This window comes from Exiguobacterium sp. s91, assembly GCF_018618915.1.
Lineage (GTDB): Bacteria > Bacillota > Bacilli > Exiguobacteriales > Exiguobacteriaceae > Exiguobacterium_A > Exiguobacterium_A abrahamii.
The window spans coordinates 1,237,346-1,262,094 of the sequence record NZ_JACSMZ010000001.1; the positions used below are offsets into that span (position 1 = coordinate 1,237,346).

Sequence of the window (24,749 nt, forward strand, 5' to 3'; positions counted from 1 at the left end):
TATTATTTTTAGAAAATTTTGTCTATTGCGTTTTTATGTCTGATCCAACCACTTTTTTTACATTTGTTCATAATTGGTTCATAACTTCTCCCTATGATCGGATTAACACCAATCAAGGGAGGCATTTAACATGAAACGAACACACAAGAAATGGTTATGGATCAGTGGAGGGGTCATCCTGGTACTCCTGTTAATCGGTTCCACGCTCTTTTTAGGACGAGGAGAGGCACAAGGAACGAAGGAGGTCGTCGAGTCGAAGACATTAAAAACATTCTTCTACTTCTCGGGCACGCTTGAAGCGAAAGATCGACAGACGGTCATCAGTGATCGTGATGTCCGTGTCACCGACGTTCGATTTGAAGAAGGGGATGCCGTTAAGTCGGGTCAAACGATCATCAGCGTCGAAGGAGGAGAAGATTTCAAGGCACCTCGCTCCGGACAACTCGTTCGTCTTGACGTCACGGAAGGCGAAGTGCCCCGAATACCGTCCTCTTCGTTGTTGCAGACAACAAAGAGTTGATCGCTCGTCTGAAAATTGATGAACAAGATATCGAACGAATTGAAGTTGAAGATACGATTGAACTGCAGACGGATGCATCTGATAAAACCATCGAAGGGAGGGTCGAATCGATTAGTCCGGAAGCTGTGACGGAAAATGGGAGTACGTATTTTAATGCAAAAGTATCGGTACCGAGCTCGTCAAACTGGTTACCCGGCATGACGGTCGAGGGACGCTTACCGTACCAACTCGCACAAGATGTACCTGTCTTATCGCTCGATGTCATTTCGTATTCGAAGTCGGATCGTCCGTATGTGTATGTGAAAAAAGACGGGGAAACGACTCGTCAATACATCGAGACGGGCGTGACGGACGGACAGGATATTGAAATCAAGGACGGATTGTCCGCCGGAGACGAAGTCTTCCTGCCGAGTGAGGACGGTGGTTCCGGTCTTCTTCCGACTCCACCAGGAGGTGCGTCCTGATGCCGGTCGTTGACTTGCAAGAAATCCAAAAAGCTTACGGTGAAGGAACCAATCGTCACATCGTCCTCAACCGAGTATCGCTGACGATCGAGGCTGGTGAATATGTGACGATCCTCGGACCTTCGGGTTCAGGAAAATCAACGCTGATGAATATCATCGGTTGCCTCGATGTCGCTTCAAGCGGCGTCTATCGCTTGCAGGAGCAGCTCGTCCAAAATCTATCCGAAGATCAGCTAGCGACGATTCGCAATGAAGAGATTGGCTTCATCTTTCAACAGTTTCAGTTGCTGCCGCGCATGAGCGTCTTACAAAACGTTGAATTACCGCTCATCTATGCCGGCGTCTCGCGCAAAGAGCGCCGCGCTCGATCGCTTGAGCTCCTGGAACGTGTCGGATTGACAGATAAAGCCGATGCCTTACCGAGTCAACTGTCCGGTGGTCAACAACAACGGGTTGCGATCGCACGGGCGCTCGTGACGCGACCGACGATCTTACTCGCCGATGAGCCGACCGGAGCGCTCGATCAAAAGACAGGGAAACAAATCATGGAGTTGTTCGAGAGCCTCTCGGAGGAAGGGAAGACGATCATCATGATTACACACGATGTCAATATTGCTAAGCAAGCCCGCCGGATTATCCGAATCGAGGATGGTCAGGTGACGGAGGTGACGACATGATTCGCGAAACGTTACGGATGGCATGGTCGAATATCTGGCATCATAAGATGTGGTCGTTCTTGACGACGCTTGGTGTCATCATCGGTGTCGCATCGATCATAGCCTTGATTTCAATCGTCAACGGCGCGACGGCCTCAATCAATGAAGAGGTCGCCTCGTTCGGTGCCAATAAATTAACGGTCCAAACGACTGAGACGCCATTGAAAGAAGGATTATCACCTGCACAACTGGAAGAGTTAAACACGATTAAAGGAACACGCGGTGTCTCACCGACCGTTTCGACGGTTCGGGACGTCCGTTTCGAAAATCACACGCTCGACCAGGTGACGATTGAAGGACGAAACCACATCTATTACCGGGAATCAGAAGATGTCCCGCAAGGACGTGGTATCGTCATCAGTGATGTGAAACAACAGACGCATGTCGCCGTCGTCAGTCCGTCCGTCGCCCGGACGCTCTATCCGGGTCAGGTCGCGATTGGGGAGACGATCAAGCTCGATGGACTCGATTACCGGATCGTCGGTGTCAGTGACGCGGATGGCGATCAAATCGTCATTCCCTATACGACGGCATTGCGGACGCTTGGGGTGACAGCCGTTAAGCAAGTGGATATCTTCAAGACGGACGCAGCAGACGTCGCGACCGTCAAACGGGATGTCTCGGCAAAGCTGTATCAGTTCTATAACGGACGCGACGATACGTATGACGTCGTCAGCTTGGATGAAGCCCTCGATTCGATTGACCAAATCAATACGATGCTCTCGCTCTTGTTGACGGGTATTGCGTCGATTTCCTTGATCGTCGGTGGGATCGGCATCATGAACATGATGCTCGTCTCGGTCACGGAACGAACAACGGAGATTGGCTTACGAAAAGCACTCGGTGCGAAACCACGTACGATCCGCCTTCAGTTCCTCTTGGAATCGATTCTGCTGTCCTTGATGGGTGGAGTGATCGGCATTCTTGTCGGAGCGATGCTCGCATTTGGCGTCAGTCTGATGATTAGTACACCGTTCACACTCTCCGTGAGCACGATTCTGCTTGCCGCCGGATTCTCGATCGGTGTCGGTGTCTTGTTCGGTTATATGCCAGCGCGAAAGGCATCTCGTTTGAATCCGATCGAAGCCTTACGAAATGTTTAAGTGAAGGAGGAGGACGATGGTAACGATTTTGATTGCCGAAGATGACCGGAATGTCCGTCTACTATTAGGCGAGACACTCCGGTCCGCCGGCTTTACGGTGATTGAATCGAGAGACGGGAAAGACGCCCTCGATCAACTCGATCAGAAACACGTCGATCTCGTCGTAACGGATGTGATGATGCCGCACGTTTCAGGGATCGAACTGGTTGAGCTGCTGCGTGAATCAGGATACGAACAACCTGTCTTGATGTTGACGGTGCTGGATTCCTTTCAGGATAAGGAAGCCGGGTTCACGACCGGTGCTGATGATTATATGGTCAAGCCGGTTGATTTGGACGAACTGTTACTGCGGATCCGAGCGCTGTTACGCCGGTCAAAGATCGTAGCAGCGCAAGAATTAATCGTGGGTGCCCTGCAACTACGGATGACAGACGCAACGGTCGTAACGCCTCATGGTGAGATACCGTTACCACAAAAGGAGTTTCAACTGCTCTATCGCTTGCTCGCACATCCGAAGCAGATTTTTACACGTCAGCAGTTGATGGACGAAATTTGGGGATATGATGTCGAGAGCGACAGTCGGACGGTCGATGTCCACATCAAGCGGTTGCGTGACAAGTTCAGCGCCTATGATGATTTTACGATCGAGACGGTCTGGGGACTCGGTTATAAGGGAGTGATCCAGTGAAACGCTTCGTCCGCTCGATCTCTGGTCGCTTTTTCGTCATTCTCTTCGGTTTATTGTTACTACCACTGCTGTTACCGTTCATCATGACGGTCTGGTTCCAGTTCCAAGAAGTCGATCAAGACCTAAATAATCAATTGCAACAACGAACGGATCAGATTGAACGATTGATGCAAGACCAAAATCTGTCGTTCGCTGAGGCGAGTCAGTACATGGATCAGTCTTTGATTCAAACGACACAATACACGTCGCTCAATCAAGTACAATCATTATCGTCGTCAGAACGTGACCAGTTACAGCAAAAGGGTGAAATCACGATTGATGGAACGTGGATCGAACCGTCGCGATATATCCGTCAGATGGAGACAGGATATCTCGTTTCGACACCGATTGCCGGGCAACGCATCCTTGACGGATTACGAGCGTCAGCTGGGATCGGTATCACAATCACGATCGGCGTCGCCTTCATCCTGACCTGGCTTGCCGTCACGCTCGTGACACGACGGATTCGTCGCATCAGTGAAGCGGCAATTGAAGTGACGAACGGGAACTATGATGTCTCGATCACGGAAGGCGGAAATGATGAGGTCGCGCTCCTCGTTGAAAACTTCAATCACATGACCGAAGCACTGCGACGAAACGATCATCTCGCAAAGGATCTCGTCGCCTCGATCTCGCATGAGCTGAAGACACCGATTGCTTCGATTCAAGGATTTTCTAGGTTGTTACAGACAGAAGAAAATCCGAATAAACGGCAGCAGTACTTGAGGATCATGGAGCAAGAGAGCACCCGTCTATCACGTTTGACGTCGAATCTCGTCCGCTTGTCGCGACTTGATCATCAGACGATCATCGAGCGGAAAAGGTATCGCCTTGATGAACAACTTCGGACATGTCTTTTACTACTGGAACGACAGTGGACGGAGAAATCACTTCGACTGGAGCTCGATTTACCGGAAGTGTCCGTCGAGTGGGAAGAGGAACTGATGCAGCACGTCTGGCTCAATCTGCTCGAGAACGCGATTCGGTTTTCGCCGGAATCGGGAGTATTAGAAGTGACTTTGCATGAAGGAAAGAACATTCGTATCACGATTCGCGATGAAGGACCAGGAATCGCGGAACAGGACTTACCGTACGTTTTCGATCGCTTTTATCAGGGCGAACAGTCACGAGCGAATGAAGGACATGGTCTTGGTTTATCAATTGTTAAACGAATCATCGATTTACATGACGGTGAGTTGACGATTAAGAATCATCCAGATCAAGGAGCAATCGTGACCGTTACGTTGATGGCGCGCGAGACGCTAGAATGATGACAGACGAAAAGGAGCGCGGACTTACACGATGTTATCGTGAAGTGTGGCGCTCCTTTAGTATGTGTTAGCTTAAGTTATTTGAACTGGTAAACCACTTCTCCCCATGTTCCGCGATGAAACGGTATTCCGCGCGGTAATGTGTGTCGTGACCCTCTTCTTTCATCTTGATGAAGGCAGCATCACCGTCCGCAGCTCTTTGATCAATTAATAGATAGAGGGCTTCGATGCGCAACAATAACATGGATCGCAGTTCGGAACGCGGTCCTTCATAGCCATACGCATCAAGGAACCGACTCACTCGCTTGGCGAAACGTGTGTCATCTTGCTCTGGTGAATAAGCAAGAACGGATCCGTCAGGTGCTTGTCGTCTGCGGCTAAGCGGAACGAACGTATAGAGCGTGTAGACGATATCCCAAGCACGTGGACCGGGTGCTGCGAGGTCAAAGTCAATCACGCCACTCAGTTTTTGATCCTGAAAAACCGTATTGTAGACGGCAAAATCGTTGTGGCAGATGACTTCGTGTGGAGTCGGGGTATTGAGCAACGGTGCCCAGTCCGGTGAGACGTCGAAGTCGACTGTCGCGTCATGATAATGGCGCATCAGATGCGCAACATCGTCTAATATGTCGTCATGCCACATGTATGCTTTTAGCGGATAATCGGCCGTTTCGCCAGGGAGGAAGGTCAGGATCTCTCGATTTTGTTCGTCGATGCCGACGAAACGCGGAACACCGGATAGACGTTTAGCTTCTAAGTGGCGTAATAACCGTTGGACGTTGTTGCTGTTCTCCTTTTGTGAGCGATAGACATGCTCACCTTTTTGATAGACAGCAGAGACATTTCCACCAGTCAGTCGTTGTTCTTCAGACATGAGTGTTCCTTCTTTCTTTTGTAATCGGTTACATATCGGCTAGTCTTTTTGCATGCATTTATGAAGAAGCGAGTGCTTTACGCACGATTGTCACGTTCTTCAATCAGTCGACCGCATTGAAGAGAGCATCAAGCGATGGATTCGTGACATGTTCGAGGAATGTATCAACGTCTTCGGTCGAACGAAGACGAACGATTTGGTCCGCTTCACCTGTAACTGGCGGCTCGATTCGTTGCCGCTGAAAGATGTCGTAGTACGACGAGTCGCCACGAATCTCTCGTCCATCGCGTTTGGAGTGAGTCAGTCGGTCTGCAATTGTCACTTCGGGTAAATCGAACCAGACGAGGATCGAGCGGAACGTCGAACGGGAGAATGGATCTAATAATTGTTTCCGACCGGTCTGCGTGGTGTTGGCATTACATAAGATGATCGTCTCAAAGGAAGACGTGATTGCCTGTTCGATCAACCATCCCGTCAAGTCATGTTTGATCTGATTCGGTCCTTCTGTTGGAACGAGGTCCGGATAATGTTCGAGCAAAAAGCGTGCTTGAAGATCCTGATCGATGACAAGGCTTGCTGGTAGACGTTTAGCAAGCTGTCGTGCGAACGTCGTTTTCCCGGCATGGGTCGGTCCAATCGTCCCAATCGTCAACAGGACGGTCCTCATGACGTCAGTTGTTCTTCCGGTAAGCGATCGGCGAGAATCTGCATGAGCCAGTCTTCTTTCGTTCCGAAGCAAGGAGTCGTCCGTCCGATATGATAAAACGTACTGGCCAATGGTCCTGTGAAGTAGGTCGCATCCGGCATGCATAAGTAAATCGGGCGATTCGTCGCGAGCGCAATCCCGAGTTCGACGTGACTACTTTTTCCTGCTGGTAACACGAGCACGAAGGCGTCCGCTTGTTGTACGGCTTCGAATTCAGCAAGACCAATCTTTCGTAATGCTTCGGGATCCTCTGCCCGATCATTCATCGTCCAGTCGTATGTTAAATCGTGTCCACGCAAGCGGAGTTCATCGCGGAGCCAGCGGACGGTCAACGTGTGATCAAAGCGAGAAGCGATATAAAGGTTCATGTATGGATTCCTTTCTCAAGTAAAAGTTGTTCGATAGCCTGAACGAGCGCGTAGGCTCCGTCAGACGTATTCGATAAGACGGTGACGATCGTTTCCGATTGTGGATAATAGGCGGAATGAAAGCTGACACCCGGGTCGTAACCCATGATGTGCCACTTCTCGTGCGAGGCATCGAGTCGTTTCAGCCAGACGCCGTAACCATAAGACTCAACATCGTTGACTTTGACGTGGGGATGAAACAGTTGCGTGGTCATCGATTCAGACAGCAACTGATGCGTCAGAAGACTTCGCCAGAAACGTTCCATGTCTGATGCTGTGAGGAAGGCACCGCCATCTGGTCCACCAATGATCGGTAACGCATAGTGATTCGTTCGCCACGTTCCGTCTTCATTCTCGATGTGGCCTGTGGCTGTATCCGCCGGTAGCGAGTCGAGTCGGAAGTAACCAGACTGTGTCATTTGCGCATGAGCGAATAATTCGTTCGTCACGTAATCCGAGAAGGGTTGTTTCGTCAATTGTTCGATCACGAGACCGAGCAGGATGTATCCCGCATTGTTGTAATGAAAACGTTCGCCCGCAGTGAACTGTCTTTTTTGGTCCTGAAACAACGGTAAAAAATCGATGGGACGACGCAAACGGTACATTGGGAGATCTTGAAAGACCTCCTCGAAATCGGTCATCGTCGCTTCGTCAAAATAATCACCGATGCCTGACGTATGAGTTAACAGATGATGTATGGTCACACCGTCTAGATCGATTCCTATGTCCGGTAGAATCGTCGCGACGCGTTCGTCGAGTGCAACCTTTCCTGCCTCGACTAATCGTAAGATGGCGACCGCCGTGAAAAGTTTTGCACCAGAGGCAATTCCGAAGCGCGTCGTTTCTTTATTCAATACACGGTAGCCCCGATGTGCGAATCCGTTAGCATGACTAAAGATTTGTTCACCTTGCTGGTGGATGGAGACCGCCCCTTCGAGATGCATAAGCTCCGGTAAAGCAGTGAGTTTCTTGTACACGTTCATCATCCTCTCTGTTTCCCATCCTATCGAATTCATTCATGCAAGAAAAGGGAATTATAAGAAAAATTTGAAAAAAATGAAACTTTTTAAACGTGTCGCGTATCTAATAGGGGAGTGATTGCAAAAAAAGGAGGATGCCGATGTGTTTCGAAAGTCAGGTGCAGCATTATCCGACGCTGCTTTTGAAGCAGCTTTATTCGCAGAAGAAGACTATGTGTACCGTATTTCCTTCATTTATTTGAAAGAGGAGGCGGCAGCGCTTGAGAATGTCCAAGAGGTCGCGTACCGGGCATGGCGTGGGCGAAAGAGTCTACGGAATGCTTCGTATTTTAAGACGTGGTTGACGCGCATCACGATGAATTGCGCTTTCAAGCAACATCGAGCGTCGTTTCAGCCGCTCGCGATCGAACCCAGTCAAACGACGTCGTTTGAAGAGCGTCTCGTCGATCGCTTGTACTTGGACGATTTACTGGATGTCCTCGAGCCGACCGAGCGATCAATCGTCTACTTCCGGTATGAAGAAGATTTGTCATTGCAAGAGATTGCGCAAACCTTCAATGTGCCACTGAGTACGATCAAAAGCACGTTGTACCGCGCACTCGAGAAAGTACGACGACAGAAGGGGATGAGTCTATGAATCACGAGCCAAAAATCTTGATCGACGTACCGTCATCTGTCAGGCAACGGACAATCCAAGGTATCCGCAAAGCGAAACGGCGCCGGCGCTCGTTACAAGCTGCTTGTCTCGCTGCCGGTCTGACGATCATCGGTTTCAGCTCCTTGCATGAGACCGTTCCCGAACAATCATCGCAATCGATGAGGGTCGGCATGTATTATGATGAACAGTTTTACAAAGTAGCAAAAGAGATGACGAATTTAGACTGGCAACAGCTGAAAGGGAAACGACTTGGGGTCACGGATGATGTCTTGACCGATACGCAACTAGAACAGGACACATCTGATTTTGCGTCGAACCTTGATGCGTTTACCGTCTATCAAATCAAAGATGATCCGGTATCTGAGCACGTGCTGGTCGTTGGTGAGGAAGAGGGACGAGAACGGGTGATGATTCTGTCACCCACACGATAAGGGGGGAGAGAAATATGACCATCCGGTCTTGGAAAGAAGACGATCTACCACAATTGGTCGGATTGATGACGCACCTTGGTTATCCGGCAAGCGAGGACGTCTTACGCGAACGATTTTCGCGGATCACTCGTCATCCGGATTATGAATTGCTTGTGTTAGAAGACGACGATATGCTTCTCGGCTGCGTCGGTCTGTTTCAGGCGCAAGCGTTCGAGCATGATACGACCTATGTCCGAATCGTCGCGTTCGTCGTCAACGCGAAACATCGTCGGCAGGGAATTGGGCGCCGTTTGATCCGAGCAGCGGAAGACTGGGCGCATGCAAGAGGAGCAACTGCCGTTTTACTGAACAGTGGTAATCGACCAGAACGCGAAGCAGCCCATCACTTTTATCAAGCGATGGGCTACAGCGTAACGAGCACGAGTTATTCGAAATCATGGGCTTCATCGTGATTTACGGAAACCATGGAAAGCACGAAATCCTTGTTGTTCATAAAAAGAAGCAGACTGACGGGTTGCCAGGAGATCGATCCGCGTCGGATAGGTAAGTTGTAAGTGATCGAGTAACTGTTGTCCGTACCCAAGCTTGCGTGCGTTTCGGCTGACGAGGAGCTCACAGACGAACGTCGTCACTGAACCGTCCGTTAAGGCGCGGACATAGGCAAGGATTTCTCCGTCAGACTCAAGGACGAAAGCGGCATTTGCTTTCATCCACGCGTTGCGGGTCCGCTCTTGATCAGCGACGAGATCCTGCCACCCTTCTAATGCGTTCAATCGATGAATCTGCTCAAAATCGTCAGGTTGGAAACGGCGAATCTGTTCCGTCATGGCTGGTTCTCCTTTCGTATCAGGTCTTGGAGTGGGGCAGGTAACTGGCACCAGTCCGAAAATTGCGTGTCAGTCAATAGAACATCACCTGTGCGCTTCCAAATCGCCTGCATGCCGAGGGCGCGTGCCGGTAAGATGTCGTGGTCGTAATTGTCGCCAACATAAAGGACTTCGTCCGGGCGAACACCTAAACGGTCCGTTAAGCGAAGGAAAAATATCGGATCCGGTTTACGGACGCCTTCTTGTTCCGAAATCCCAATCTGCGTAAAGGAGGGAGACAGTCCGATTGCGTCACAGACGGCACGTTGGAACGTCGTCCGACCGTTCGACAGTAAGCCGATGGGTAGATCAGGCGGTAATTGCGCAAAAAAGGTGTCGACTCCCGGAAAGCTCCGTGCGAAGATCGGATAACGCGTCACGTAGTCCTGTAGCAGTACTTCAACAGAAAGCGACAATTCGAAGCGACGAATCATTTCGGCATAGACGACGTCCTTCCAGACGCGTCCTTCTTGATCAAGCGCCAAGAACGTCTTGATGTAGTCGTCGATTGGAACATGCGCAACTTCACGAAAACGTTGATACTGATCCCGAAGGAAATAGGGAAGAGAACCGGACCGGTCATGTAACGTCTCGTCTAAATCAAACAATAGGGCACGAATCAAGAGTAACACCACCTTTTTAATTATAGATATAGAGGAGCGATTGTAATGGAACGCTTTATTCAGAAGCAAGGAAAACAAGTGACGTATTATGATGACGGTTCGACAGGTCGACCGTTGTTACTCCTACCCTCGCTCGGTGGGACGTATCAAGACTGGGCGGACATTCTGACTAAACTGACACCGGACTACCGCGTCGTCAGCTTTCATCCACACGAATGGTCGGAGGATTACATCGACGGGACGACCGGCATCTTACGGCAAATCGATCAGTTTCTTAACGCGACGAATATTGCGACTCCGGTCACACTCGTCGGTCATTCCTACGGTGGTCTTGTCGCGCAAGCTTTTGCTCTACATCATCCAGAACGTGTCGCCGGTCTCGTTCTCGTGGATGCGACGTCCGTTGATTTAGCAGAACTCGATCAGCTGGATACACCGATGCTCGACCGAGAAGGGGATGACGCCGTCTGGATCGATCGGTTCGAAGAACTATCAAAAGCAACTGATTTACGTGACCGTTTCCCGGACGGGGATGACCGCACGGATTGGAACCCGGCGTATTACCGGTCGATGCATGCGATCATCTCGCAGTGGAAAGCTGATGCGAAAGATCTTCAACCACGCATGCGCGATCTCGGTGTTCCGTTGACCGTTCTTGGACGGGACAAAGCGCAGTCGATCGAAACGATGATGGCTGCTGGTTTTCCAAAAGACGAACTGGAGCAGATGGAAGAAAAATGGCAGGAATTGATTCGGCGACAGGCGAATCTATCCTATCAGGCGAACGTGACGTTCGTTCCGGGAACATCACACCTGATGCATCGCGATCGTCCGGACGTCATCGTAGACGCGATATTGACACTACATCAATTTAAGGAGTATACCGTATGACACGTATGTATGTACTACATGGTTTAATGGGAACGGCAGCAACACACTTTGCACCACAGCTATCCGCTTTAGCGGATGATTTTACGTTCATTCCGATTGATCTGCCTGGTCACGGAATGACGACGGAACCGGCAACGGAAGATTACTTATCACAAGCAACACGTGCCATCCGCGAACGGATGGCACAGGAAGGTCCAGGATGGATTCTCGGGTTGTCGCTTGGCGCAACGCTTGCTATGCAACTGGCACTCGATCCACCGGACGAACTCGAAGGGATATGTATCACGGGTTTTTCACCATTCATTCCTAAAGCGATGGAACCGCTGATGCGCAAGCAACGAGAGTTCTTCCTCGACCTCGAACAGCAGGCACCGGAAATTGCCGACCAGTTCGAACAGTTGCATGGTCCTGCCTGGAAAACGACGGCGCGGGCAGTCCTTGATTTGATGACGTTCCGTTTTCCGGCATTAACGGAAACGATGCTGCAGTCGATCACCTTACCGGTCATCATCCTAAACGGAACGAATGAAACATACGAAGTCGACGCAACCGCGTTCGTTGCGGAACACGTGCCGAACGTCATCGTCTTACCAGTCGAGGGAGCCGGGCATACAGCGAATCTCGATCAACCGGAACGCTTCAACACCTTATTGTTTCAAGCGCATCAATCCATGCTGACGACTTAAGCGTTCGTTTATCTTCTCTTGATACATCTGCTCATCTGCCTCATGCAGGACGTCGTCGACACGGCGTCCTGTTGTCGTATGTACGGCGCCGATTGCGAGCCCGATTTCGTGTGTCGCGAACGTCGAGCGGACGTGTTCGACGAATCCCTCGAACAGCTCAATCGACGGACTCTCATCGATCAAGACGAATTCATCACCACCGATCCGGTAGCCATGATCTGTCAATCGGCGGATGCAAAGTCCAGTTTGTTCAAGCAAGGCATCACCGACCGCGTGACCGAACCGATCGTTGAGTTCTTTTAGTTCATTCAAGTCAAGCAGAATCACCCCATACGCCGTCTTCTCTTGATCGAGTGTGTGGACAGCCTCGTTGAAGGCATGGCGATTCCCAAGACGTGTCAAAGCATCGATCCGGTATTGATCGAGCAATGCCTGTTGTGATTTCAACTGCTCGTCAATGTTACGGATTACCCCTTGGATGGCAACGATCTGTCCATTTTCACGAATTGGTGTCGCATATTCTTCGAACCAGATGTACGTTCCGTCATTCGTCCGCCAGCGTTGCCGAAATGGCTGATCGTAGTCACAGTCGCCCGAAATCTTCGACATCAAGACTTCGATGTCTTCCGGATGAATCCGCGCGAAACACTCGTCTGGATCCATGTAGCTAGCTGCTGCCACGCCTTTCCCCATATGGTCATCGAGGGAAGGACTGATATAACGAAACCGATATTCCGGCTGGACTTCGAACACATAGAAAATATCTTTGCACAATGCGATTGTATCCGGCTGTTGCTGGCGGAATAACCGGAAACTGATCAACATGAGAAGACCACCCACAATCAATCCCAATACAAATATGACGTCCACCTCCTCTATTCATCGACCATCATATCATAATTGGATTTTATTACCTATAATTTACAAAAAACACTCTACTTTAATCGTAGAGTGTTTTTTGATTAGTCTAGCTCAATGCAGACACGAAATCCTCGGCTCGCATAATAGGAATCCGCCCCGTTGTGGTAGATGAACGTCGTCTCATAGCGACGATCTCCGAATAAGGCGCCACCTTTTTGACGAATCACGTCCGGCGTCGCAAGCCAACTGGACGTTTTTTCGTCAAACGAAAACTGCGTCTGCAGTGTTTGATACTGTTCAGGTGTTAAGAGGTGCACCTCTAGCGTCTCAATCATCGACTCGACACTTGCGGCAGGCGCATTTTTCTTTCGACCAAGTCGAGCGGATTCGTCCAGACAGACACTTCGACGACCAGACGGACTCTCTTTGACAGTGTCGACGATGACGAATCGTCCATCAAGGGTTACGACATTCGGCTCTCCGCCTGTCTGTTCCATCCAAGCGAGGGCTGCTTGTTTCGAAGACGTCAGTCGTGACTCGACCTCGTCATACGAAAGACCCTCATGGCGATCAGGAGTAGCTTCAAAGCGATCACAAAATTTCGTGAATTGGTCCTCCATCGGTAAAACCTCACTTTCCTAGTTCCTTTTTTCCATTATTCAATGAATCCGCTTCCAGTGCAATCGTTTAGTGACTGAATAAGTCAATCTGAAGACAATTGACAAATGAAATCGGACTGCCTACACTAATTGTACATATCCGGTTTCTGTCGCGATTGCGCGAACAGGAACGACATTCAGGAGAGGAGCCCAACCGTATGCGCTGGATCAGTTATGCGGCTGTTGTGACGATTCTTTCGTTCTTAGCGTTCACAGCGTATTCGTTCTTGACGACGATCGACTTTGAGATCGTCTATCAGTTCGGAACGTTTGCGATGACGTTATCCTATTTTATCTTTGGTTTACCAATGTTGTGGATTGTTCGCCACTATCCGTTAACCCTTCGTCTACTCATCTACGTGACGACGAGTGCTGTCGTCTTATTTCTATTCATCGGTCTATATGAAGCGTGGCATGATGCGTCATTGTCTCCGTTACCACCATTCGGTAGCATGATCCAATTCACGGCTCTCGCTTGCCTATTGTTCGTCTTACCGTATGAACTCGTCTATCGTAAAAATTTCGTCTCCATTCAACCACGTGTTTCTTGACAGTATTCTTGTTCCTCAAGAATGCTGTTTTTTATTTCCTTTCATTTAGAAGGAATTCCCAATAAATTCTTGAATAGTACGTTATCACGAATATATGGAGGGCTTACATATGGAAGGAACATTTCAATGCAAACAGATGGGAAAATCATTTTCGGGAGACGGTGTCGAGACACATGCGTTACAAGACATCGATGTGACACTTGAGGCAGGTGACTTCATCTCGATCATTGGACCTTCAGGATCCGGAAAATCAACGTTACTCAGCCTGATCGGAACACTCGATCGTCCGACGAGCGGGGAGTTGCATTACGACGGAAAACCAATCAACAAATTAAACAGCAAAGAACTATCCGACTTCCGGTTCGAGAACATCGGCTTCATCTTCCAACAGTTTCATTTGATTCCAACGCTGACGGCGCTTGAAAATGTCATGGCGCCTTTGTTCGGTCGAAAAGTACCATACGATAAAAAAGAACGCGCCGAGCAGTTACTTGCACAAGTCGGTCTTGCTGATAAAGCAGGCAGTTTGCCGTCGCAACTTTCCGGTGGACAACAACAACGGGTCGCCGTTGCCCGAGCACTTGTTCATGAACCGAAATGGTTGCTTGCCGATGAGCCGACAGGGAACCTCGATACGGATACGGGAGAAATCATCTTCAATCTCTTACGGTCATTAAACGAAGAAAAAGGCTGCGGCGTCTTGTTCGTCACCCACGATCCGGCACTCGCCGAACGGGCGAACCGAACGATCGAGATGCGAGATGGCGTCATCATCGAAGATCGTCTCGTGCGTGTCTGAGCCTCGTTTTTGAACTCCGTTCCTCCACCCTTTACACTGAAAGGGTAGAGGAGGAATGCGTGATGCGACTAGGAATACTGGATCAAGTACCGTTACATGAGGGCGATACGGTCGAAGCGACGATGGAAGCGACGGAACGACTCGTCTTAGAAGCCGAGCGACTCGGTTACGAACGGTACTGGTTCGCCGAACATCATAATACGAACGGTTTGCTCAGTGCGGCACCGGAGTTGTTCATCGCCCGAATGGGTGCGAAGACGTCAAAAATCAAGCTTGGTTCAGGTGGCGTGTTGTTGCCGCAGTATCATCCGCTGAAAGTCGCCGAGAGCTTTGCAACGCTCGATGCGTTTTATCCGGGACGGATCGAACTCGGAATCGGTAATTCGCCGGGCGGGAGTGAACGGACACGACTTGCGTTGACGGATGGAGAAGAAAACCGAGCGGCGGAGTTTAGTCGACTCGTCAATGAAACGGCGGGCTTCTTGACAGACAGTCTATCGAATCGACACCCGTACCGGATCGTCAAGACGACACCGCGTGACCGGAAACCGTCGCCGATCTCGATCTTGGGTCTGTCGCCACGTAGCGCGCGGATTGCAGCCGAACAAGATCGTGGTCTCGTGTTTGGTCACTTCATCAATCCGGATCGTTGGGAAGAGACGCTCTCGACATATCGCGAGGCAGGCGGGAAGAACGTCATCGTCTGTGTTTTCGTTATTTGTGCTCCGACACAAGAAGAAGCAGAACGTCTCGCTCGAACACAGGATGCATGGATTCAAGGCGTCCGACTCGGGAATTCGATCGTTCCGTCGTTTACGACGACAGAAGCAAAGGTCTGGAATGACGTGCAAGTAGAACGGATCCGCAAAGATCGCCGACGAGCAATTGTTGGGACACCGGATGTCGTTGAGCGTGAGCTAGAGGTATTAGCAACGCGTTATCAAACGGATCAATTTTTACTGATCAACAATGCCTTTGATCAAGAAAAACGATTACAGTCGTACCAGCTCATCGCGGAACGACTACTCTAAACAGAACAGGACCCCTCGTTAGCTGTTTGGCTAATGAGGGGTCCTGTTAATAAATTCTACATTCAATTAACGTTGAGCCGTTGGACGAATCAGGATCTCGTTAATCGCGACATCTTCTGGTTCGTTAACGGCGTAAGCGATGGCACGCGCAATCGCGCTCGCATCGATCGCTTTCAAGTCACCAATCCCTTGTTTGATCTCGTCATCCGAGATATGGTCCTTCAGTTCTGTATCGACCGCTCCCGGTGAGATGATTGTTGCACGGATGTGATTGTCGACCGATTCTTCCTTGCGGAGACCTTCCGTGATCGCGCGAACGGCGAATTTCGTACCGCTATAGACGGCGCTCGACGGCATGACTTCGTGACCTGCGACGGACGAGATGTTGATGACATGTCCGCTTTTTTGTTCGCGCATGTACGGCAAGACGGCTCCGATTCCGTGGAGAACACCTTTGATGTTGACGTCTACCATCGTATTCCACTCATCCTGTTGATTCTTATGGAGGTGTGATAGTGGCATCAATCCCGCGTTGTTGACGATGACATCAACTGAACCGAACTTGTCTTTCGCAAGCTTAGCGAGTGCATCGACTTGCTCGCGATCAGTGACGTCCGTCACTTGATAGACGGCTTGACCACCTTCTGCTTCAACGGCTTTGACGAGTTCTTGCAAACGATCTTCCCGGCGTGCAGCAAGAACGAGTTTTGCGCCTTGTTTTGCAAGTTCTTTAGCGGTTGCTTCCCCAATCCCGCTTGATGCTCCTGTAATGATGACGACTTTATCCTGAATCATCTGAACTCCTCCTTTTGAATAACGTACTCCTTGAGAGGTATTGCCGCTTTTATTGATTTGAAAACATTGTGTAGGAGGTTTATTCATGAAACGATATCTCTTTATTGGATTGATTGTGATTGCAATGGCAATCGGATGGTTTTTATCGCTTGATCCATTTCGGCATCAACCACCAGAACCTACTGTAACCATCAAAGGTCGCGACGTGAAGGTGTATACCGGCACTTATAGTTGGTCAGGGATGTTTCGTGGAGAAGTAGCTGATACGAAGTCGGAAGCCGTCGATTTAGTAAAAGGCGATCCGAGTACGCTAGCAAATCCTGAAGATCGCTTGACGATCCGTTTTGAAGAGGAACCAGCTCCGAAGTCTGTCACGATCGTCTTATGGTCGGTCGAAGATAATAAAAAAATTAAAATATATGAGAAGACCGGGAAGATTTCCGTTCCGACGACTCCCGGACGATACGTCTACCAGATTACAGCCGACTGGAAAGAAGGTGATGGCGATTTCGCCTTTCCGATTGAAGTGAAATGAAAGGCAAGATAAAAACATATTGACAGGATATATGTTTAGTGATAAATAAATGAATCGTTGACCTCTTCTTTTATTAAAAGAGGTCTTTTTTCGTTAAATATAGTAAATAATCCACTTGTTTCGTTGATTATAGTCTGAATAATCAGAATATATGAACATTTTAACAAAAGTGTATGTAAATGTTTCGGGTTCGAATGAACGGGAATAAAAGCACCATACACATAATAGTTCATGTGTTGAATCACCTAGGTGAAAGAAGTTAACAATCGTAAAGGAGAGGTGCAGATGAATGGGTTCAATCGATTCTTACTCGTCATCATAGGCATACTCGGACTCGTCAGTGTCGGGCTGCTTGTGCTCGGTGTGTATGATGTTCCACGGCTCAGTTCATTGATTGAGCAGTGGCAGGATCAGCAATGGTATAGCTATACCGTTCTATCCATCGGAGGATTTTTAGCATTCGTATTCGTCATTCTATTATTCACAGGATTATTCAGCCGCTCAAAAGGTCAACGTCTGTTGATTCAAACGGGTGACGGAACGATCACGATTTCGAAGGAAACAATCGAACGGACGGCACTGGAGTCGATTCGTGGGATTGGTGGCGTACGTACACCGCGTGTCCATGCTGACATCCATTCGAAAAAAGAGACGGTTGCTTTAAAAGTCGACTGCTCAGTCTTCGGACAAGAGGGACTGCCGACGATCGCGAAGGATATCCAAGAACGCGCTAAACAAGCCGTCGAATCCTTACTCGAGTTACCAGTTACGAGTACGAAGGTCACGATCAGTGACACGAAAACAAAAACATCGGAACGTGTCGTCTAAGAGAGGAGAGGGAACATGAAGACAAGGGAAGCACTTTACCCGTATCGGTTCCGACTGATCGGAGGACTTGTCGGTCTAATCCTCGCCATCTTATTCTTGACGATTGGCTTTGGTCCGACAATTCTCATCGTTGCCTTCGCAGCGATCGGATTCTTGATTGGGAAGTGGCGCGATGGTGCGCTCGATATCGAAGGGTGGATTCAGTTCTTTCAACGGGACTGATTCATATATATCTAACTACACATTCAAAAGGAGAGATTTCAAATGGCAAACGAAGTAAACACAACAACTGAAAACGAAGTGGTACGCGAGAATAAATTGACGTTCGAAGATCAAGTCATCAAAAAAATCGCAGGGATCGCGTCGAATGAAGTGACGGGCATCTTGTCAATGAGTGGTGGATTCATGAGTGGACTGACGGATCGTCTCCGGAGTTCAGAAGACATCACGAAAGGTATCGGTGCGGAAGTCGGCGAACGCCAAGTCGCACTCGATTTGAAAGTCATCGTCGAATACGGTAAAAACATTCCGTCAATCTTCCAAGAGACGGTCGCTAAAATTAAAAAATCAATCAGTGATATGACAGGACTTGAAGTCGTCGAGGTCAACATGCACGTCGAGGACGTCATGACACGCGCTGAATTTGAAGCGAAAAATAAATCGAACAACGAACAAGAAGAAAAGAGCCGCGAACTGCAATAAGGCAGTCCAAAGATCCGACGAACTCGTCGGGTCTTTTTTCATGGAATCGACACGACGTTTGACTAAACTAGAGCCTTTTTCGGGAATAGATTAGTATCACGATAAACGAAAGGATGATTCAAGATGCGACTAACAGGTAAAACGATCATCGTCACGGGAGCTGGCTCAGGAATGGGTGAAGCCATGGCCAAATTGTTTGCACAAGAAGGCGCACGGATCGTCGCAGCCGACATTCAGTTGGATACCGTCGGACGGGTCGTCTCTGACATCAAGGAAGCGGGTGGAGAAGCGATCGCTGTTGCGAGTGATGTCGCCAAACCTAACGCAGCAACAGAACTCGTCCAACAAGCGCTTGAGGCTTACGGCAAACTGGACGTTCTCGTCAACAATGCTGGGATCATGGACGGAATGCAGGGAGTGGAAGACATCTCCGATGAACGCTGGGATCACGTTCTCGCCGTCAATACGACAGGAACGATGCGTCTGATGCGCGAAGCGGTCAAGCATTTCAAGGAAGTAAAAGGTGGTGTCATTTTGAATAACATCTCGATCGGTGGTCTGAACGGTGCCCGGGCAGGAGCAGCCTATACCGCTTCCAAACATGCCGTCATTGGTCTGACGAAGAATACCGCCTTCTTTTACGCCGGAGAGGGGATCCGCTGTAACGGGATCGCACCTGGAGCCGTCGAGACGAACATCGGACAATCGATGACGAACCTGAATGAATTCGGAATGGGACGCGCGATGCTCGGCATGGGACTCAATCCACGTGCCGGTCAGCCGGATGAGATCGCAAAATTGGCACTGTTCCTCGTGTCTGACGAAGCGAGTTTTATTAACGGGGCGATCGTCGTCGCTGATGGTGGATGGAGTGCGTATTAAAAATCATATCCTATTTACTAGATTACAGTTTAAAATGGCAGGAACTTGTCGATATAAGGGATAATATGACAATAGGAGCATTATGACCTTGAGTTTGAATCCGGGGAGGAATCGGCATGTCGATGCAAGAACAGGCAGCACACGTCACCGACACACAAGTCATTCGAGCAATCGAGCAAAATCTGGCAATCATTCGCTTCGACGATCGACGGAAAGTCGCATATGTCAACGAGTTGTTTGCCCGGACGATGGGGTATGAAGTGGAAGAGCTAATCGGTAAATACCACCGTGACCTTTGCTTTCCAGCGTACGTCAATAGTCCAGATTACGAGTTATTTTGGCGCAAATTGATGCAAGGCATCACCTATCAGGACAAGATTGAACGCCGGGCTGCCGATGGGCAACAAAAATGGCTCGAAGCGACGTATATGCCGATCTATTCGGATGACGGGCGCCGGGTCGTCGGTGTCTCGAAAATTGCATCGGACATTACGATTCGCCAACAGGACGTCTTACGGATGGCAGCTGAACTCAACGAGACATCCGCGTTCTTGACGGTCAAATCGGAGAGTGGTCGTCAGGACGGGCTGAACGTGCTGGCGACCGTTCAACAAGTCGAGGCGGAGTCCGTCGAGAACTTGTCGAGCCTCGTTGCCTTACGAAAGGATGCGAATTCGATCACCGACATCGTCAAGACGATCCGTGATATCGCCGCGCAGACGAATCTACTCGCCTTGAATGCGGCGATCGAGGCGGCACGTGCTGGTGAACATGGACGCGGGTTCGATGTCGTCGCGACCGAAGTCCGAAACCTGTCGAACAAAGTGTCGCACTCAATCGGGGAGATCAAGAACAACATTGAAGGGATCGTTGAACGGATTGAAGACGTTTCGCACAGCATCGAGCGGATTTCCTCTAAGGTCAAGGACAGTACGGGGCAACTCGAACATACGGTCAGTGAGTTCGATCAATTGGCTGATTCAGCGAAACAACTCGAGCGTCAGGCAAAACAATTCGTCCATGTCTTATGACACACATCGATACCGGATCACACGAGCTGTTCGCTTGTAGTTGATTCGGTATTTTTTTGATGGCGAATTCAATATAGAGAAATAGAAAAGACGCTTGTTAAATCGGAATCGTTACGATATGATGTAAAACGTAATTATTCCGAATTAAAGGTGGAGAACAATGTCTACATATAAAACTGCGAGCCTTATCGGTAGTGTCTTCCTCGGTTTGACACTTGCCGGTTGTGCTGCTTCTGATACGCCACAAGAGCAAAACCATTTGACGTTCGTCTATAACTTTGCGACACAATCGCTCGATCCGCATCGCGACAGCAGTTATGTTCCGCTTCGCGCAGGGGTGACAGAGACGCTCGTCCGTCTTGATGACGAACGATTGACGGTCGAGCCGTGGCTTGCGAAAAAATGGTCCTACGAAGGAAAGCGAACATGGCGGATCGTCTTACAGGAAGACGTGACGTTCCATAATGGGAAACAACTTGATGCGGCAGCCGTCAAATCGTCTCTCGAACGCTCAATCGACGAAAATCCAGGTGTCAAGAATGCCTTGAACATCGAGACGATCAAAACGGACGGACCCGATCTGCTCATTCAAACGAAGACGACATATCCAGAGTTCATCTCGGAACTCGTCAATCCGAACACAGCAATCATCGACACGAAAGCGAGCGGGGTGACGAAGGAACCAATGGGAACAGGTCCGTTCCAAGTCGAGCGGTTCGCTCCGGGAACAAAAGTCGAGTTAAAACGTTTTAAGTCCTATTGGCAAGAACAAGCGAAACTTGATTCCGTTGATTTTATCTTCAACGAAGATGCTGGCGCACGGACGAACGCTTTGCGTGCCGGACAGGCGGACATCGTCTATCGACCGGAAATCGAGAGTATCAAGCAGTTGAAGTCTGAAGGATTAACAGTCCAAGCGACGGATACGTTCCGTGTCCATCAGTTGACAATGAATGTCGCGAACGGTCCGATGCAATCGCTTGAAGTCCGACAGGCAATGGATGCTTTGATCAATCGAAAGCAACTCGTCGATCATGTCCTCCAAGGATATGCGGTGCCAGCACGTGGTCCATTCCTATCGTCATTCCCATTTGCTCCGAATTATCCGCAACAAGAGCAGAAGACGCCTGAGGAATGGCTCAAACAAGCTGGTTATACAAAACAAAACGGACGGATGCAAAAGGACGGTCGTCCTTTAAAGCTGACGTTATTGACGTATGCGGCTCGACCAGACCTGCCGTTGATCGCTCAAGTCATTCAAGATGACGCGAAAAAGATTGGTGTCGCGATCACGATTAAACAGATCGATGTCCCAGAAGAATACATGGCAAGTAACCGGGACTGGGATATCGCGACGTACAGCAATCTGACAGCTCCGCGTGGGGATGCTGGATATTATTTGAACGCGACCTATCATCCGAACGGGGGACTGAACTTCAGTCGTGTCGCGGATCCGAAGTTGACGAAACAGATCGAGACGTTAAATGAAACGATTCAGATCGAGGAACGTTCACGGCTTGCGGAGCAGATCGCGCGATATGTCGACGAGAAACGCTACAATAGCTTCTTGCTCCATCCTTCAACACTCGTTGCCTACGACGGCAAACGCGTCAAAGGATGGAAAACAGAAAAAAGTGAATACTACATGATCACGAACACGTTGCAGGTGAACGATTGATGCGTTCGATCGTCAAACGACTGCTGTCGCTGAGTCTATTCACTTTACTCATCACGTTCGGTTGTTTTGTCTTGCTGCGGTTACTGCCGGGTGATCCGGTCTTGACGTTATTGAATATCGATGAATTATCAGCGACGCCCGAACAAATCGAGGCCGCGCGCCGTGAATTAGGATACGATCAGCCGTTGCTCGTCCAGTACGTCCGTTGGCTGCAAGACATACTCACCTTACGTCTCGGAAACTCGTTACAGACGGGGCGACCGGTCATCGAGATGTTGTTAGAGAGTTATCTCGTGACGGCGGAACTAGCACTTGGCGGCCTTACCATCGCCTTATTGATCGTCTTACCCCTTGGGATCGGGAGCGCCTTGACGACGCGCCAAAGCGTCGTCCGTCTCGCCCACCTTGTCAGCATGAGCGGAGCGGCCGTGCCAGGCTTTTGGATCGGTCTGTTGCTCGTCGATCTGTTTGCCGTCCGTCTCGGGTGGTTACCTGTGATGGGACGGGAAGGGATGACGTCACTCATTCTCCCGGCTCTATCACTCGGCTTTCCGCTTGCGAGCGTCTATATTCCATTGATTCGACTGAATCTACGCCGTGAACTGAACCAACCGTACATCGAATTGGCACGGATGCGTGGGATATCTGAGCGGACGATCCTTTGGCGTTATGCGCTACGCGGCAGTTTGCCACCGGTCCTGTCCGTGTTCGGTCTGACGCTCGGCAGTCTTGCTGGAGGTGTCGTCGTCCTCGAAGTCTTATTTGCTTACCCGGGCGTCGGGAAGTTGATGGTCGATGCGATCCTACAACGTGATTACCCACTGATCCAAGGGTACATCTTGCTGACGACAGGAATCATTCTCGTCCTGCATCAAGGTATAAGATCGCTGAACCGAACATTACGACCAGATTGGCAGAAGGGAACACACACATGAAAAAAAGATGGCTCATTTTCGGAGGATGTCTACTACTATTTATTTCATATACCGTATGTGTTAATCCTTTTGATACAAACGTAGCGAAAAGACTTGAGCCCGCTTCATTCGAGCAATGGCTCGGAACAGACGGTCTAGGACGAGATTTCGCAGCTCGTCTTTTTTTAGCTGGTTTGATATCCTTAGGTTTCAGCCTGCTTACTGTGTTGCTCACAGCGTGCATCGGTACCTGCCTTGGTTGTCTAGCTGGCTTTTATGATGGACGTCTCAAGCGGTGGATTCATCGGTTAGAAGATGGTCTCGTGATTTTTCCAGACACCGTTCTAGCACTCGTTATTGCCGGACTATTTGGTGCTAGTCCTCAAAGTTTGATCTTTGCGATTTTACTCATCAAATGGATCTCCTACGCGCGATTAAGTGAGACACTCGTGACCGAGACGATTCAAAAACCATACATTAGCATGGCACGCATCAACGGGTTAACAGACAACATGATCTTACGACGCCACATCTTACCACCCATCATCCGTCAAGTCGTCGTCTTGATGAGTTTGGATGTCGGCAAAGTCATCTTATTCTTATCGGCATTCTCTTATATCGGGCTTGGTGTCCAAGCACCACTGCCAGAGTGGGGAGCAATGTTGAACGAAGGACGTCCTTATTTCAGTTCCGCACCCCGGCTCATGCTTTTGCCAGGTGCGTGCATCGTCTTGACCGTCGTTGTGACGATGGGATGGACACGGTGGATGAAGAAAAAAGGAGGACAAGTAAATGATTCAGATTCGGAACTTACACGTTCGGGCGAAACACGTCCTTCTGCATGACATGAATCTATCGTTACCAGCTCATCGATTCATCTGTCTCGTCGGAGCGAGCGGGAGCGGTAAGACGCTCTTGCTTAAACGATTACTGGATCGATTGCCGGACGGGATGTCGTCGAGCGGAGAAGTCATCTCGGACGAACCTCTTCGGCGTGGTCTCGATATTGGTTACATACCACAGCAGTATACCGATGCGTTTCTTCCGTTTTTGACGATGCGTCAGATGTTACGGGATACATATCGCGCACATGGACGAAAGATGGATCATCCTTACATCGATGACGTCTTGCGAACGCTTGAGTTGGACCCGACCTGGTTGGACCGATATCCAGGAGAGTTGAGCGGTGGGCAATTGCAACGGTTCGCGATCCTGTTTGCCGTCACCTTAAAACCACGATTGATTTTAGCGGATGAACTAACGACGGCGCTCGATCCTGTGTTGACACGTCGTTTACTCGACTGGTTGACCGAATACCAACACCAGTACGGGGCAACGATTTTGTTCGTCACCCACGAATTAGGACCTGCCTTACATTATGGGGAGCAACTCGTCTTAATGCAGGATGGACGAATCGTCGAGACGGTAACACCACAGATGATCGAGCAAAGTCGTCATCCGTTCACGATGAGCTTGATGCAAGCGCATCGTACATCACTGGAAGAAAGGAAGAGTTCATGTCACCAGTCTTATCCGTAACAGATCTTACTTATCAGATAA

The 24,749-nt window shown here is 49.5% G+C and carries 33 protein-coding genes; 24 read left to right on the plus strand and 9 right to left on the minus strand.

Annotated features, from left to right (window positions below; all coding sequences use genetic code 11):
• The first annotated feature begins 130 nt into the window (after positions 1-130).
• Genes KNQ06_RS06265 through KNQ06_RS06290 form a run of 6 tightly spaced genes read left to right on the plus strand, consistent with a single transcriptional unit; the run spans position 131 to position 4,801 of the window.
• Positions 131-520: a hypothetical protein gene (locus tag KNQ06_RS06265; protein ID WP_215147591.1), complete on the plus strand. Its 390-nt coding sequence runs from the start codon at positions 131-133 to the stop codon at positions 518-520.
• Complete coding sequence (locus KNQ06_RS06270) at positions 517-984, plus strand: efflux RND transporter periplasmic adaptor subunit (RefSeq protein ID WP_251133483.1); 468 nt, start codon at positions 517-519, stop codon at positions 982-984. Before KNQ06_RS06265 ends, KNQ06_RS06270 begins: the two co-directional genes overlap by 4 nt.
• Positions 984-1,661, plus strand: a complete 678-nt coding sequence (locus tag KNQ06_RS06275) for an ABC transporter ATP-binding protein (RefSeq protein ID WP_215147593.1) — start codon at positions 984-986, stop codon at positions 1,659-1,661. Before KNQ06_RS06270 ends, KNQ06_RS06275 begins: the two co-directional genes overlap by 1 nt.
• Complete coding sequence (locus tag KNQ06_RS06280) at positions 1,658-2,803, plus strand: ABC transporter permease (protein ID WP_215147595.1); 1,146 nt, start codon at positions 1,658-1,660, stop codon at positions 2,801-2,803. Before KNQ06_RS06275 ends, KNQ06_RS06280 begins: the two co-directional genes overlap by 4 nt.
• A gap of 16 nt (positions 2,804-2,819) precedes the next feature.
• Entirely contained in the window at positions 2,820-3,491 is a 672-nt protein-coding gene (locus tag KNQ06_RS06285) for a response regulator transcription factor (protein WP_214857693.1), read from the plus strand.
• Positions 3,488-4,801, plus strand: coding sequence for a HAMP domain-containing sensor histidine kinase (locus KNQ06_RS06290; RefSeq protein ID WP_215147597.1), 1,314 nt, complete (start codon positions 3,488-3,490; stop codon positions 4,799-4,801). The genes KNQ06_RS06285 and KNQ06_RS06290 overlap by 4 nt, the downstream gene beginning before the upstream one ends.
• A 67-nt stretch (positions 4,802-4,868) precedes the next feature.
• Here KNQ06_RS06290 and KNQ06_RS06295 read toward each other — a convergent pair whose 3' ends face one another.
• The 4 genes from KNQ06_RS06295 to KNQ06_RS06310 form a co-directional block, all read right to left on the minus strand.
• The gene (locus KNQ06_RS06295; protein ID WP_215147599.1) at positions 4,869-5,675 is read right to left on the minus strand and encodes a phosphotransferase; all 807 of its coding nucleotides are present in this window, start codon (positions 5,673-5,675) and stop codon (positions 4,869-4,871) included.
• A 103-nt stretch (positions 5,676-5,778) separates the two neighbouring features.
• Positions 5,779-6,327 (minus strand): P-loop nucleotide/nucleoside kinase family protein, encoded by a 549-nt coding sequence (locus KNQ06_RS06300; protein ID WP_215147601.1) that lies wholly within the window; start codon positions 6,325-6,327, stop codon positions 5,779-5,781.
• 11 nt (positions 6,328-6,338) lie between these two features.
• On the minus strand, positions 6,339-6,749 hold the full coding sequence (locus KNQ06_RS06305; protein WP_215147603.1) for a group-specific protein: 411 nt from the start codon (positions 6,747-6,749) through the stop codon (positions 6,339-6,341).
• On the minus strand, positions 6,746-7,765 hold the full coding sequence (locus KNQ06_RS06310) for a serine hydrolase domain-containing protein (RefSeq protein ID WP_353049189.1): 1,020 nt from the start codon (positions 7,763-7,765) through the stop codon (positions 6,746-6,748). The genes KNQ06_RS06305 and KNQ06_RS06310 overlap by 4 nt, the downstream gene beginning before the upstream one ends.
• A 145-nt stretch (positions 7,766-7,910) precedes the next feature.
• Here KNQ06_RS06310 and KNQ06_RS06315 point away from each other — a divergent pair, with 145 nt between their 5' ends.
• Genes KNQ06_RS06315 through KNQ06_RS06325 form a run of 3 tightly spaced genes read left to right on the plus strand, consistent with a single transcriptional unit; the run spans position 7,911 to position 9,309 of the window.
• Positions 7,911-8,405, plus strand: coding sequence for a sigma-70 family RNA polymerase sigma factor (locus KNQ06_RS06315; protein WP_215147607.1), 495 nt, complete (start codon positions 7,911-7,913; stop codon positions 8,403-8,405).
• A complete protein-coding gene (locus tag KNQ06_RS06320) occupies positions 8,402-8,857 on the plus strand; it encodes a hypothetical protein (protein WP_215147609.1) in 456 nt (151 codons plus the stop codon). The genes KNQ06_RS06315 and KNQ06_RS06320 overlap by 4 nt, the downstream gene beginning before the upstream one ends.
• Before the next feature lie 14 nt (positions 8,858-8,871).
• Complete coding sequence (locus KNQ06_RS06325; protein ID WP_215147611.1) at positions 8,872-9,309, plus strand: GNAT family N-acetyltransferase; 438 nt, start codon at positions 8,872-8,874, stop codon at positions 9,307-9,309.
• Here KNQ06_RS06325 and KNQ06_RS06330 read toward each other — a convergent pair.
• Both KNQ06_RS06330 and KNQ06_RS06335 read right to left on the minus strand, forming a co-directional pair.
• Positions 9,301-9,684, minus strand: coding sequence for a GNAT family N-acetyltransferase (locus tag KNQ06_RS06330; protein WP_215147613.1), 384 nt, complete (start codon positions 9,682-9,684; stop codon positions 9,301-9,303). The two genes, KNQ06_RS06325 and KNQ06_RS06330, sit on opposite strands and share 9 nt — an antisense overlap.
• On the minus strand, positions 9,681-10,346 hold the full coding sequence (locus KNQ06_RS06335) for an HAD family hydrolase (RefSeq protein WP_215147615.1): 666 nt from the start codon (positions 10,344-10,346) through the stop codon (positions 9,681-9,683). The genes KNQ06_RS06330 and KNQ06_RS06335 overlap by 4 nt, the downstream gene beginning before the upstream one ends.
• Before the next feature lie 45 nt (positions 10,347-10,391).
• Here KNQ06_RS06335 and KNQ06_RS06340 point away from each other — a divergent pair, with 45 nt between their 5' ends.
• Both KNQ06_RS06340 and KNQ06_RS06345 read left to right on the plus strand, forming a co-directional pair.
• On the plus strand, positions 10,392-11,237 hold the full coding sequence (locus KNQ06_RS06340) for an alpha/beta fold hydrolase (RefSeq protein ID WP_215147617.1): 846 nt from the start codon (positions 10,392-10,394) through the stop codon (positions 11,235-11,237).
• A complete protein-coding gene (locus tag KNQ06_RS06345) occupies positions 11,234-11,923 on the plus strand; it encodes an alpha/beta fold hydrolase (RefSeq protein WP_215147619.1) in 690 nt (229 codons plus the stop codon). The genes KNQ06_RS06340 and KNQ06_RS06345 overlap by 4 nt, the downstream gene beginning before the upstream one ends.
• Here the strand turns inward: KNQ06_RS06345 and KNQ06_RS06350 are convergent.
• Positions 11,885-12,748: a sensor domain-containing diguanylate cyclase gene (locus KNQ06_RS06350; RefSeq protein ID WP_215147621.1), complete on the minus strand. Its 864-nt coding sequence runs from the start codon at positions 12,746-12,748 to the stop codon at positions 11,885-11,887. The two genes, KNQ06_RS06345 and KNQ06_RS06350, sit on opposite strands and share 39 nt — an antisense overlap.
• Positions 12,749-12,885: 137 nt before the next feature.
• The gene (locus KNQ06_RS06355; protein ID WP_215147623.1) at positions 12,886-13,404 is read right to left on the minus strand and encodes a DUF4256 domain-containing protein; all 519 of its coding nucleotides are present in this window, start codon (positions 13,402-13,404) and stop codon (positions 12,886-12,888) included.
• 197 nt (positions 13,405-13,601) lie between these two features.
• Between KNQ06_RS06355 and KNQ06_RS06360 the strand changes: the two genes are divergently transcribed.
• From KNQ06_RS06360 to KNQ06_RS06370, 3 genes are all read left to right on the plus strand, one after another.
• Positions 13,602-13,994, plus strand: a complete 393-nt coding sequence (locus KNQ06_RS06360; RefSeq protein WP_050677983.1) for a hypothetical protein — start codon at positions 13,602-13,604, stop codon at positions 13,992-13,994.
• Between the two features lie 109 nt (positions 13,995-14,103).
• Positions 14,104-14,793 carry an ABC transporter ATP-binding protein gene (locus KNQ06_RS06365; RefSeq protein ID WP_050677982.1) on the plus strand — a complete coding sequence of 230 codons (690 nt, stop codon included), beginning with the start codon at positions 14,104-14,106 and terminating at the stop codon, positions 14,791-14,793.
• Positions 14,794-14,855: 62 nt separating this feature from the next.
• A complete protein-coding gene (locus KNQ06_RS06370) occupies positions 14,856-15,824 on the plus strand; it encodes an LLM class flavin-dependent oxidoreductase (RefSeq protein WP_215147625.1) in 969 nt (322 codons plus the stop codon).
• A 66-nt stretch (positions 15,825-15,890) separates the two neighbouring features.
• On the opposite strand, the gene KNQ06_RS06375 is transcribed toward KNQ06_RS06370, so the two are convergent.
• Positions 15,891-16,619 carry an SDR family oxidoreductase gene (locus tag KNQ06_RS06375; protein WP_023468374.1) on the minus strand — a complete coding sequence of 243 codons (729 nt, stop codon included), beginning with the start codon at positions 16,617-16,619 and terminating at the stop codon, positions 15,891-15,893.
• Positions 16,620-16,704: 85 nt separating this feature from the next.
• Between KNQ06_RS06375 and KNQ06_RS06380 the strand changes: the two genes are divergently transcribed.
• From KNQ06_RS06380 to KNQ06_RS06425, 10 genes are all read left to right on the plus strand, one after another.
• Complete coding sequence (locus KNQ06_RS06380) at positions 16,705-17,154, plus strand: hypothetical protein (RefSeq protein ID WP_215147627.1); 450 nt, start codon at positions 16,705-16,707, stop codon at positions 17,152-17,154.
• A gap of 285 nt (positions 17,155-17,439) precedes the next feature.
• Positions 17,440-17,982, plus strand: coding sequence for an alkaline shock response membrane anchor protein AmaP (amaP, locus tag KNQ06_RS06385; protein ID WP_023468372.1), 543 nt, complete (start codon positions 17,440-17,442; stop codon positions 17,980-17,982).
• 15 nt (positions 17,983-17,997) lie between these two features.
• Positions 17,998-18,204, plus strand: coding sequence for a DUF2273 domain-containing protein (locus KNQ06_RS06390; RefSeq protein ID WP_035397250.1), 207 nt, complete (start codon positions 17,998-18,000; stop codon positions 18,202-18,204).
• Between the two features lie 42 nt (positions 18,205-18,246).
• Positions 18,247-18,684, plus strand: coding sequence for an Asp23/Gls24 family envelope stress response protein (locus KNQ06_RS06395; RefSeq protein ID WP_023468370.1), 438 nt, complete (start codon positions 18,247-18,249; stop codon positions 18,682-18,684).
• 123 nt (positions 18,685-18,807) lie between these two features.
• Positions 18,808-19,566 carry an SDR family oxidoreductase gene (locus KNQ06_RS06400; protein WP_215147629.1) on the plus strand — a complete coding sequence of 253 codons (759 nt, stop codon included), beginning with the start codon at positions 18,808-18,810 and terminating at the stop codon, positions 19,564-19,566.
• A 116-nt stretch (positions 19,567-19,682) separates the two neighbouring features.
• Complete coding sequence (locus KNQ06_RS06405) at positions 19,683-20,597, plus strand: methyl-accepting chemotaxis protein (RefSeq protein WP_251133484.1); 915 nt, start codon at positions 19,683-19,685, stop codon at positions 20,595-20,597.
• A 160-nt stretch (positions 20,598-20,757) separates the two neighbouring features.
• Positions 20,758-22,275: a nickel ABC transporter substrate-binding protein gene (gene nikA / locus KNQ06_RS06410; protein WP_215147631.1), complete on the plus strand. Its 1,518-nt coding sequence runs from the start codon at positions 20,758-20,760 to the stop codon at positions 22,273-22,275.
• A complete protein-coding gene (locus tag KNQ06_RS06415; protein ID WP_215147633.1) occupies positions 22,275-23,210 on the plus strand; it encodes an ABC transporter permease in 936 nt (311 codons plus the stop codon). Before nikA ends, KNQ06_RS06415 begins: the two co-directional genes overlap by 1 nt.
• The gene (locus tag KNQ06_RS06420) at positions 23,207-24,034 is read left to right on the plus strand and encodes an ABC transporter permease (RefSeq protein ID WP_215147635.1); all 828 of its coding nucleotides are present in this window, start codon (positions 23,207-23,209) and stop codon (positions 24,032-24,034) included. The genes KNQ06_RS06415 and KNQ06_RS06420 overlap by 4 nt, the downstream gene beginning before the upstream one ends.
• Entirely contained in the window at positions 23,982-24,728 is a 747-nt protein-coding gene (locus KNQ06_RS06425; RefSeq protein ID WP_215147637.1) for an ATP-binding cassette domain-containing protein, read from the plus strand. The genes KNQ06_RS06420 and KNQ06_RS06425 overlap by 53 nt, the downstream gene beginning before the upstream one ends.
• The last annotated feature ends 21 nt before the right edge of the window (positions 24,729-24,749 follow it).

Bases quoted from the DNA above. Each gene is read 5' to 3' on its own strand.
- KNQ06_RS06425 (WP_215147637.1), top strand. From the start codon at position 23,982: ATGATTCAGATTCGGAACTTACACGTTCGGGCGAAACACGTCCTTCTG.
- KNQ06_RS06325 (WP_215147611.1), top strand. From the start codon at position 8,872: ATGACCATCCGGTCTTGGAAAGAAGACGATCTACCACAATTGGTCGGA.
- KNQ06_RS06375 (WP_023468374.1), bottom strand. From the start codon at position 16,619: ATGATTCAGGATAAAGTCGTCATCATTACAGGAGCATCAAGCGGGATT.
- KNQ06_RS06400 (WP_215147629.1), top strand. From the start codon at position 18,808: ATGCGACTAACAGGTAAAACGATCATCGTCACGGGAGCTGGCTCAGGA.
- KNQ06_RS06320 (WP_215147609.1), top strand. From the start codon at position 8,402: ATGAATCACGAGCCAAAAATCTTGATCGACGTACCGTCATCTGTCAGG.
- KNQ06_RS06305 (WP_215147603.1), bottom strand. From the start codon at position 6,749: ATGAACCTTTATATCGCTTCTCGCTTTGATCACACGTTGACCGTCCGC.
- KNQ06_RS06275 (WP_215147593.1), top strand. From the start codon at position 984: ATGCCGGTCGTTGACTTGCAAGAAATCCAAAAAGCTTACGGTGAAGGA.
- KNQ06_RS06295 (WP_215147599.1), bottom strand. From the start codon at position 5,675: ATGTCTGAAGAACAACGACTGACTGGTGGAAATGTCTCTGCTGTCTAT.
- KNQ06_RS06285 (WP_214857693.1), top strand. From the start codon at position 2,820: ATGGTAACGATTTTGATTGCCGAAGATGACCGGAATGTCCGTCTACTA.
- nikA (WP_215147631.1), top strand. From the start codon at position 20,758: ATGTCTACATATAAAACTGCGAGCCTTATCGGTAGTGTCTTCCTCGGT.
- KNQ06_RS06345 (WP_215147619.1), top strand. From the start codon at position 11,234: ATGACACGTATGTATGTACTACATGGTTTAATGGGAACGGCAGCAACA.
- KNQ06_RS06420 (WP_215147635.1), top strand. From the start codon at position 23,207: ATGAAAAAAAGATGGCTCATTTTCGGAGGATGTCTACTACTATTTATT.
- KNQ06_RS06330 (WP_215147613.1), bottom strand. From the start codon at position 9,684: ATGACGGAACAGATTCGCCGTTTCCAACCTGACGATTTTGAGCAGATT.
- KNQ06_RS06350 (WP_215147621.1), bottom strand. From the start codon at position 12,748: ATGTTGATCAGTTTCCGGTTATTCCGCCAGCAACAGCCGGATACAATC.
- KNQ06_RS06265 (WP_215147591.1), top strand. From the start codon at position 131: ATGAAACGAACACACAAGAAATGGTTATGGATCAGTGGAGGGGTCATC.
- KNQ06_RS06360 (WP_050677983.1), top strand. From the start codon at position 13,602: ATGCGCTGGATCAGTTATGCGGCTGTTGTGACGATTCTTTCGTTCTTA.
- KNQ06_RS06365 (WP_050677982.1), top strand. From the start codon at position 14,104: ATGGAAGGAACATTTCAATGCAAACAGATGGGAAAATCATTTTCGGGA.
- KNQ06_RS06340 (WP_215147617.1), top strand. From the start codon at position 10,392: ATGGAACGCTTTATTCAGAAGCAAGGAAAACAAGTGACGTATTATGAT.
- KNQ06_RS06370 (WP_215147625.1), top strand. From the start codon at position 14,856: ATGCGACTAGGAATACTGGATCAAGTACCGTTACATGAGGGCGATACG.
- KNQ06_RS06390 (WP_035397250.1), top strand. From the start codon at position 17,998: ATGAAGACAAGGGAAGCACTTTACCCGTATCGGTTCCGACTGATCGGA.
- KNQ06_RS06415 (WP_215147633.1), top strand. From the start codon at position 22,275: ATGCGTTCGATCGTCAAACGACTGCTGTCGCTGAGTCTATTCACTTTA.
- KNQ06_RS06380 (WP_215147627.1), top strand. From the start codon at position 16,705: ATGAAACGATATCTCTTTATTGGATTGATTGTGATTGCAATGGCAATC.
- KNQ06_RS06405 (WP_251133484.1), top strand. From the start codon at position 19,683: ATGTCGATGCAAGAACAGGCAGCACACGTCACCGACACACAAGTCATT.
- KNQ06_RS06395 (WP_023468370.1), top strand. From the start codon at position 18,247: ATGGCAAACGAAGTAAACACAACAACTGAAAACGAAGTGGTACGCGAG.
- KNQ06_RS06355 (WP_215147623.1), bottom strand. From the start codon at position 13,404: ATGGAGGACCAATTCACGAAATTTTGTGATCGCTTTGAAGCTACTCCT.
- amaP (WP_023468372.1), top strand. From the start codon at position 17,440: ATGAATGGGTTCAATCGATTCTTACTCGTCATCATAGGCATACTCGGA.
- KNQ06_RS06280 (WP_215147595.1), top strand. From the start codon at position 1,658: ATGATTCGCGAAACGTTACGGATGGCATGGTCGAATATCTGGCATCAT.